The 2,870-nt window shown below is 59.2% G+C and carries 4 pseudogenes; 2 read left to right on the forward strand and 2 right to left on the reverse strand.

The features are described from left to right. Positions 1-56: 56 nt before the first annotated feature. Positions 57-305 (reverse strand): annotated as a pseudogene (locus Q0897_RS15880) (transposase); the annotation flags it as partial. Positions 306-325: 20 nt separating this feature from the next. On the opposite strand from Q0897_RS15880, the pseudogene Q0897_RS15885 reads away from it, so the two are divergent. After that, positions 326-908, forward strand: a pseudogene (locus tag Q0897_RS15885) (transposase); the annotation flags it as partial. 194 nt (positions 909-1,102) lie between these two features. Here the strand turns inward: Q0897_RS15885 and Q0897_RS15890 are convergent. Continuing rightward, positions 1,103-2,078, reverse strand: a pseudogene (locus Q0897_RS15890) (IS5 family transposase). A 150-nt stretch (positions 2,079-2,228) separates the two neighbouring features. On the opposite strand from Q0897_RS15890, the pseudogene Q0897_RS15895 reads away from it, so the two are divergent. Next, a pseudogene (locus Q0897_RS15895) lies at positions 2,229-2,603 on the forward strand (integrase core domain-containing protein); the annotation flags it as partial. Positions 2,604-2,870: the final 267 nt, after the last annotated feature.

The raw sequence follows: 2,870 nt of genomic DNA on the forward strand, positions 1-2,870 counted from the left end.
AAGCCCTCCATCACAATGAAGAACCTGAATCATGCGGCCCCGCAGATCACAAGCCGTTTTATGAGTTTACCGCCTAGAATATCGCGCTCCTCGGTCACCCGGGCCAGCTCACGCTTCAGCTGGCGGATCTCGGCATCCTTGCCGGCATCGCCAGACACCACCTTCGCTAGTTGCCGCTTCCATGCGTACAGCGAATGCTGACTGACGCCGAGCAACTTAGAAACTTCCGCCACCAGATAACCGCGTTCGGTGATTTGAGCCACCGCATCACGCTTGAACTCATCGCTGAAATTGGGCTTCCCCATCGTCGTCTCCTGTCCTTAAAATTAGGATAGAATACGTCCCGAAATCTAGGGGCTACTCTGTGCTGACGGAGGCAGAGGCGGGTACGAAAACCACTGATCTGGCCCGGCACGGGGTTTCGGAAGCGACGATCTACAACTGGGAGGCCAAGTATGGCGGGCTGGAGGTATCCGAGGCTCGGCGTCTGCGGAATCTCGAGAGCGAGAACGCGAAGCTCAACCGGCTGCTGGCCGACACGATGGTGGACAACGTGGCGCTGAAGGATCTGCTCTCAAAAAAGTTGTGACGCCCGCCGCAAAGCGGGAAGCTGCTGCGCATCTCCAGGTATGCCACGGGATAGGTGAGCGGCGGGCGTGCCGTGTCGAAGCCGATCGCAAGAGCGCGCGCTACCGTTCCACCCCGGCACGATGACGCTGCTCTGCGTGAGAAGTTGTGCGAACTGGCCAACCAACGGCGTCGGATCGGCTATCGCCGTTTGCCCATCCTGCTACGGCGAGACGGGGTGATGATCAACCGCAAGAAGACGCAGCGGCCTTCCAAGGAGGAAGGTCTGTCGGTGAGGCCGCGACAATCGCAGGCGCGCTGTGGGGAGCAGAGCACCAGCCGGACACCCGCAAACAATCACAGGTTTGGCGGAATGATTGGCTGGGTCGCTGAGGCGGCGTGAGAGGTCGCATTCGAAGGCGTCGATGGGCTGTTCTGCGAAGGTGTTTCTCGGCTTTTGAAGTGGCTCCTTGGATTTCAGGCGCACCTATCCCGTGGAGGCACGCCGTCCGCGGAATATCAAGCTGTCGAAGTTCTAGATCAGGTTGGCCAGCGTCAGTTTGGTTTGCGCCCTGACGATGCCGATGGTGCGGATGAAGAGCCCATAGCGGTTCTTCTGTTGGACGACGACATGCTCAACCCTAGCCCGCGCGGCTGTCTTTGCACCATCGGCACGCGACATGTGCTCTGGCATCAGCTTGCCCATGGGCTTCCGGCGATGGATGCGGCTTTTTAGCGTCAGCCAAGCCTCGTTTTTCTGGCTGCGATAGGCGCGGCCGGCCCAGATATTGCCAGCGGTGTTGCTTGTGTCGATTACTTGTCGCAGCTGGCGCCCATCACTTTCTGCGGCCGAGGTCACCGGCGCCTTTCGGATGAATCCAGAGCGCCGATCGATGCTGATGTGCGACTTGTAGCCGAACACCGGCGGGGCGATCTGAGACAGCGGCGTTCGGTCGGGACGATAGCGGATCTTGCCCCCGACCGTCAGGGTCCAGCGCGCATCGGTATCCTTCTGGTGCGCTTTGCCCGGCTTGCCGCGCCAGATCTGCTTTGGTGACTTGCCGGCCTTGATGGCAGCCTTTCTTACTGCGTATTGCGCTGGTTGGGCGCAGGAACCAGGCTTGCATCGACAATCTGCCCCCCATGGCGAGATATCCAGCCTCGCGCAGTTGCTGCTCGAAAGCATGCGTCAACGCCTCGATTGTGCCGCTCTCGGTGAGCCGATTGCGGTAATGGCGGATGGTGTTCTCATCAGGCGTTGAGCCGCCCAGATCGAAGCCGAAGAAGCGCACCGACGATAGTCGATCGCGGATCAAGAACTCCATGCGCGCATTCGACAGATTATGTTATGCATGGACCACCAACACCTTGAACGTCGTGACCGGATCAAACAGTGGCCAACCGCCCTTGGCTCCGTCGCTATGGCCAAGCCCCCGGGTCAAAAGCGGCCGGAAGCGTTCGAACTCTACCGCGCCCGACAAAGCCTCCAGCGGATCGCCGTCCTTGCTCAGACGCTCTAGGTGCTACGCCAATGAAAACAGGCTGTGCGGCTGCATCGAGACTCTTCGTCCAATCTACGGAATGAATCATAATTAGCACGTCAACGCGAGGGGTTTCTGTGGGTGTCCAGCTCCGGTGCTTGCCCTGCCGAACCAACGCTGAGGACCTTGGACTTTGTTCACAATCAAATCGCTTCTGGCCGACGGTTCCGCGTGCTCAACGTGGTCGATGATGTGACCAAGGAGCGCCCGGTAGCGGTGCCGAACACTTCGATCTCGGATCACCGTGTCGTGCGTGGGTCGACCCAGCTTATCGCTCAGCGGGGCAAGCCGGGGATGATCGTCGGCGACAAAGGCACCGAACTCACCAGCAATGCCGCGCTCGCGTGTTGTGGCCAGATCGGGGTGGAGTGGCATTACGTCGGCCCGGGCAAGCCGATGCAGAACGGCTACGTGGAGAGCTTCAATGGCCGCATGCGCGACGAACTGCTGAACGAGACCCTGTTCCTCGGCATGATCCATGCACGGTCGGGGATTACAACCGGGTGAGACGACACTCGTCCTTGGCTACGCAACCCAGGAGGCGTTTGCCGCCAAACTGGATAAGCAATGGGCTGATGCGCAAAACAACCGCCCGGCTTTGCTCCCACGTGGAGAAAGGTGGGGGTCACGTCAGCTTCGCTGTCGCTGTCGCCCTCTGGCTCTGAACGAGTCTGAACCTAACTAAATTTGAACATTGATTTCCAATGAGCGTTGCACTTCAAAATAATAACGACGTGATGCCACTGGGAAATATCAATAATT

This window comes from uncultured Croceicoccus sp. (genome assembly GCF_947496385.1).
In the GTDB taxonomy this organism is placed as follows: domain Bacteria; phylum Pseudomonadota; class Alphaproteobacteria; order Sphingomonadales; family Sphingomonadaceae; genus Croceicoccus.